The sequence below is a fragment of the Terriglobia bacterium genome (genome assembly GCA_020073205.1).
In the GTDB taxonomy this organism is placed as follows: Bacteria; Acidobacteriota; Polarisedimenticolia; order Polarisedimenticolales; family JAIQFR01; genus JAIQFR01.
In genome coordinates this window covers 1-6,086 of record JAIQFR010000170.1, presented here as the reverse complement: position 1 = coordinate 6,086, position 6,086 = coordinate 1, and the positions used below count along the sequence as shown (strand labels likewise).

The 6,086-nt window shown below is 66.2% G+C and carries 2 protein-coding genes; both read left to right on the top strand.

Translation table 11 applies throughout. The annotated features are described in order from the left end of the window. Positions 1-699: 699 nt before the first annotated feature. On the top strand, positions 700-5,112 hold the full coding sequence (locus LAO51_19760; GenBank protein ID MBZ5640981.1) for a hypothetical protein: 4,413 nt from the start codon (positions 700-702) through the stop codon (positions 5,110-5,112). A 506-nt stretch (positions 5,113-5,618) separates the two neighbouring features. Further along, a partial coding sequence (locus LAO51_19755) for a hypothetical protein (GenBank protein ID MBZ5640980.1) occupies positions 5,619-6,086 on the top strand: 468 nt, incomplete at its 3' end.

Here is a 6,086-nt window from a genome sequence, read left to right as displayed (position 1 = left end):
TCGGCGGTATGGGTGGCGGCATGGGAGGTGGCGACTTCTAAGCAGCGTGAGGACGGGCGCCGAGCGCGAAGCGCGAGGTGCCTGTCCTCACGGCGCATCGAGAATGACGCCCGGCCCTTTCGTGCCGGGCGGTTCCTTGTATGCGTGGTTCCGATCAGCGGCGGAACAGGTGAGGGGGTCCACCGAACATTTATAGTTCGGAAAACGCGCCATTCGGCCCGCGGATCCGTGGCTGGCGAAGGCTGACCGGGCGATCGCGTCCTGCCCGGTCTGCCACGGCTCCTCCGCGCCGCCCTCCTTCCGCGGCTTGATGTGGTCGCTCACGTAGCCGGGGCAGCGGGCGGTGGGCACCGGCAAGCGGACAATCCCCATCCTAATTCCTTGCCAAGCCGGAAGCCGCTGGGAACTAATCGCTTGACTCCCTAACGACGGCATGGACGGCGTTCAGAATCGCTGGACCCGCTCAAGCCCTTGAATTTCAAGGCGTTGGCGGCTATAATGGGTCTTTTAACACGCAAATTGAAAAAGAAGACGAACGGAGGACTCCCCATGGTGCCGACCCGTTCTCTGCCGCGCGCTGGTCTCGCGGTGCTGTTCGTCCTTCTTGTTTTCTCAGCCGGACCGAGCCGAGCCACAATCGACGGCACAACGTGGTTTCCCATTGGGCCGGCGCCGTCCCTGGGGTTCTTTCCCGGGGGAGTGAGTGGTCGCGCGACCTCGCTCGCGGTGAACCCGCAGAACGAGCAGGACGTCTGGCTGGGGACGGCCGGTGGGGGTGTCTGGCACACGACGGACGGCGGCGTCACCTGGACTCCGATGTCGGACAACGAGGCGTCGCTCGCGATTGGCGCGATCAGCGTGGCGGGGTGCCAGAGCAACGGGTGCAGCTTCGTCTACGCCGGCACCGGAGAGAACGCGATCCGCCGTGACACGTACTACGGTAAAGGTCTCCTCGTCGGGACGGTCGGCGACGGCGGCGTCCGGTGGACGCTCCGAAACGGCCAGCCGGCCTTCGACTTCAGCTACGGCTCCATCAACAACGTGGTCCTCGACCGCAGCACCGGTCCCGGTGCCACGCAGGTGCTTTACATCACGTTCTCGAGCGGTGTGACGGCGTCGGCGTCCGAGTCGACGGTCACGTACCCCACGGGTAACCCGACCGTCTACTTCCCGGGGATCCCGGCGCGTGCGTACGGCATCTACAAGTCGACGGACAACGGCGCGAGCTGGAACCTGCTTACCGTGGCGGGCGCCGCGGGGGCCAAGCCGACTGACCTGGAGATCGACCGTACCAACTCGAACGTCCTCTATGCGGGATTCAACGGCCGGGGCATCTTCAAGTCCACCCAAGGTGGGACCCCAGGTGGCGGTGGGCCGAGCTGGTGCCCGATGAACTCCGGGATTCCCCGGCCGCTCGGCTGTCCTAGTTCCACCGGTCTTCCGAACCCGGCGACGGAGCCGTTCGATCACGTGGAGATTGACATCGATCGCAGCAACCCCCTGCACCTGTACGCCTTGTTCGGCCTGTGCTCGGATCAGCTGCTGGCCGACTGCCAGCCCGCGGTGTACGAGTCGACCGACGGTGGCGTGACGTGGTTCAACCGATACAGCGGGAACACGTCCCCCTTCCACGGCGACGACGCGCCACCGTGCCCGGGCGGTTACTCGCGGTACACCCACGGCCTGACGGTGCATCCGACGGATCCGGCGACGCTCTTCCTCACCGGCAATCACCTCTGCAAGTCGATCGACCACGGAATCTCGTGGGCCGACGCCGACGCGAACGTGGTCTCGGATCCGATGGTCCTCCGCAAGGGCACCCATCTCGATCATCACGAGGTCGTCTTCCACGAGACGGACACGTCGCGAGCTTACGAAGTCAACGACGGAGGGATCACGGTCTCGACGGACGGGGGAACGACGTGGAGGCCGCGTAACGACGACCTCCCGACCATCGAGTTTCAAACGATCGACATCTCGCCGCGGACGGCACGCGTGATCGGCGGCTCACAAGACAACGGGGGGATGATGTGGACGGGCTCGCGAGCGTGGAGCCCGCTGCCGTGCTGCGGCGACGCCGGTTTCACCGTGATGAGCCTGTACAACGAATTGAAAATGTACGAGACGACGAACACGGGTCCCGCGTCGACCTCGATCGTCGTTCCGATCCGTTCGACCGACGGGGGCAACTCGTTCAACACGGATACGAACACGTACAACATCGGTCTCCCCGACACGGATCCCCGGTCGTTCTACCCGCCGCTCGTTCAGTTGCCCATCACTGGGACGCTGCTCTACTTCGGAACCAACCTCTTGTACCGGAGCAACGACGAGGCCAACACCTGGACCCCGGTGAGTCCGGTCCTGAGCAGCGATCCCGAGCCCGAGGTCAACGGTGGCGTGGACGTCATCTCGGCCATCGCGGTGTCGGCCAGCAACCCGAACCGGATCTACATCGGGTACTACAGCGGCAAGGTCTTCGTCACCAGCGCGCCCTGCACCAGCGCATCCTGCTGGCCCTTGCGGGCGCATGGTCTCCCCGGGGCGCCGATCAGCTGGATAGCCGTTGATCCGAACGTCCCGGACACGGCCTACGCCACGGTTTCAGGCTTCGGATGGGGGAGCCACGTCTACGTGACGACCGACGGCGGCCTGGACTGGAACCGGACCGGCTCGCTCGCCGAGCTCAACGGCGTCCCGGCCAACACGATCGCCATCGAGCCCGACGACACGAACCGGCTCTGGCTCGGCAACGACAAGGGTGTCTACAAGAGCCTGACCGGCGGAGGCAGCTGGTTCCGGTACAGCCAAGGGCTCCCCAACGTGCCGGTGTATTCGATCACCATCGACAAGTACCGTAAGCGGATTTTCGCCGCCACGCACGGGCGAGGGGCGTACGTGCTCACGGGACCGGAGGTGGCGACGTACGGCGGCTGCGCCAACAACGCGCTCTCGGGCCTGGAGGTCTTTGGTGACGGGTTCCCCGCGACGACCACCTGCTCCATGAAGATCGTGCGGCAGGACGGGTCCATCTGCGCCAGCGGCTCCACGGATGTCTTCGGCATCCCCATCTGGGCCGACAGTTCGGGGTCCCTCGGCACCAGCCTGCTCGGTCCCATCCTCGGCAACGTGTTCCTCGACTTTCGCCCGGGGATCCTCGCCTGGGAGGGATCGGTCAGCTGCAACCAGCCCGGCAACCCGGCCTCGACTGTGGCGGTGACGTGCGGGTCGCCGACCGGCATCGACAGCATCCTCGGGTGTCCCGCGACCGCCAGTCCGCCGAGCGCCTGGCTCGGATTGCCGAGCCAGGCCGGAGGGTTTTTCAGTCAGAATCTGGCTTCGTCCCCTAGCGCCGACCTGGGGGCCGGCGACGCGTTCGATCTTCTCCCCGCGGTCCAGTCCCGAGACGGCTCCTCGCGGACCCTCTGCGGCGTGACGGTCCCGTTTCAGGGCACCGACTCGGCCTCGGTGGTCCTCGGCCACGCCCGCGATGCGGTGAATGCGAGCTCCGCCTGCCAGGCCAGCGGTGTCAGCGCCGAGCTCTTGCCCGCCTCGCTCGGCGCGATCGAGGACCGGTTCGCGCACGACGCGAACCTCCATCTTGCGGCTCCGGGCGTGACGGGGGGAGAGCTCGTCCCCGTCGTGAGCAGCGCGCCGGGCCAGGCGACCGGCGTCTGTTTCTCACTGGACAAGCTCGGTGTTCCCGTCCACGACCAGATCAACGCCATGCGCATCCGCTTCACGACATCCACGCCGGGGCCGGCCGGTGGAAGCGTCGTTGTCACGGAGATCTCGCACCTGGGGGAGTGCACCATTACGGTTCCGACCACGGCGGCCGACACGCCGGCGAGCATCGCGAGCGCCCTGGCCGCGGCGTTCCAGGCCTCGGGGGATCCCGGACCGAACCCGAACTGCCCGGCCAGCAACAACCCGCGCGACGTGAAGTCCAGCGGCGACTCGGTCGGCATGCTCCTCGCTTCGCAGATCACGGTGTGCACGAACGACGCCGGCGTCGGTCTGACGGTGTCGCCGCAGGAGATCTGCTTCGTTGACAGCGACTGCAACGACGGCAATCCCTGCACCACGAAGACCTGCAACCTCTCGACGGGGCAGTGCCAAGCGACGAATGTCCCCGACGGTTCGCCGTGCGAGGATCACAACGCCTGCACCGTCGGCACCAGCTGCGTGGCCGGCGTCTGCGGCACGCCCGTCAACTGCAACGACGGGAACGCGTGCACCACCGACGTGTGCGATCCGGCGACGGGCGGCTGCTCCCACCTCGCGGTGGTGTGTGACGACAGCAACCCCTGCACCACCGACAGCTGCAATCCGGACACCGGGAAGTGTCTCTTCAGCCCGACCGTCGGCGTCGCGTGCAGCGACGGGAATCCGTGCACGTCCGGAGAGGTCTGCGTGATGGACCCTGCGAGCGGCGCGGTCCGCTGCCAGGGCACCCCGAAATGCGACGACGGGAACCCGTGCACGGCGGATTACTGCGACCCCATGACCGGCCAGTGCCAGAACCAACCGATCCAGTGCGACGACGGGGACCCGTGCACCTTCGACCTCTGCCAGGGGGGCGTTTGCACCTCCTCCGTGATCGCCGGGTCCACTTGCGACGACGGCGACCGCTGCACGACGGGGGACTCCTGCGTACCGGGCCCGTTCGAGCCGCCCGTCTGCCAGGGACAGCCGGTCAACTGCGACGACGCGAACGCGTGCACCGTGGACGCCTGCGATCCGGTCACCGGTGGCTGCCTGCACACCCCGGTCGTGATCGCCGAGGTGCCCGGACTGCACTTCACCAGCAACACGGTCATGACCTGGACGGCGGTCCCGGGAGCCACGTTCTACGACACCTACCGGGGGACCATCCCGGCGCACGGGCTCGGCAGCCGGCCGCCTCCGGACCCGCTCTATGATCAGACCTGCTTCGAGTTCGGCGACAGCCTTGGGGACGGCGCCCTCGTCTCCACGGATCCGGCGATCTCGCCCGTGGGGACCGCGTTCTACTACCTGGTGTCGGAGGTGGCGGCGTGTGGCGAGGGGCCGATCGGCAGCGACTCCAACGGGAGCACGACCCCGAACTCGTCCCCGTGCCCTTTGCCGTAATGGCCTCAGTGCGCCCGGACAGATAAGAAGTTCGACCTGCGGATTCGGAGGAAAGCCGATATTGGGCCCTTATTTCCCCACGGCTCTCCACCCGTTTCCCACGCGTGTCGCTTACCCCTCCGCGCTGTGCCGCGCCAGCGGAAGTTCATCCGTCGGGAAAACCGCCATTCGGCCAGTGGGTGTGCGACTGGCGCCGGTGTGGCGCCGTCGCGTGGTAGTGGTTCCAGGCGGATCCGGGAAGCCAAACGGTCGAATTACAAACTCCCGGGTTCTGCCAAACAGCCCGGCCCGGGATCTCAAGCTTTTCCGCCGAATCCTCCGCGAAACTCGCGACCGTTCCCGTCCACATGAGTACTTCGCGCTCTCCGGCGGTCCGGCACGGCTCGACGACTGGGCGAACAGCGACGAGGATGACCGCGTGGGCTCTCTTCCTCTCCACCCGACCGGAGAGCCGACACTTCTCCCTGGCCCTCGACGAAGGTACTATGTCCCGCAAGGTCTGGTAGATGCGTACGAACTTTCGGAAGAGTTCGCGACATTCCAAAATCACCGGGGATTTTGGTGAGGCACTCGTTCTGTACTGGCTCTCGAAGCACGGCTACGAGTGTGCCCGCGTTGACCATACGGGAATCGATATCATTGCACGCCATCCGAAGTCAGGAGAACTACTCGGCATCTCCGTCAAGAGCCGCAGCCGGGCTCCCGGGACCGAAGGTACAGAGGTATCCGTCCCGAAGGAGAACTTCGAGAAGGCGAAGCAGGCCTGCCGAGCCTTCGGCTGTGTCCCGTACTTCGCATTCATCATCGACGCGGGCCGGACGACTCGAGCTTACCTGCTGCCACTACGTCACGTCCTGAAGCTGTGTCCACGGAATAAGCGGGTCGTATCCTGGGGTATGTCCGAGCGCCATCTTGCACGCTACTACGCCGATCCCGAGGTGACGGTGATCGAACTCTACAACGCGCGGGGCTGG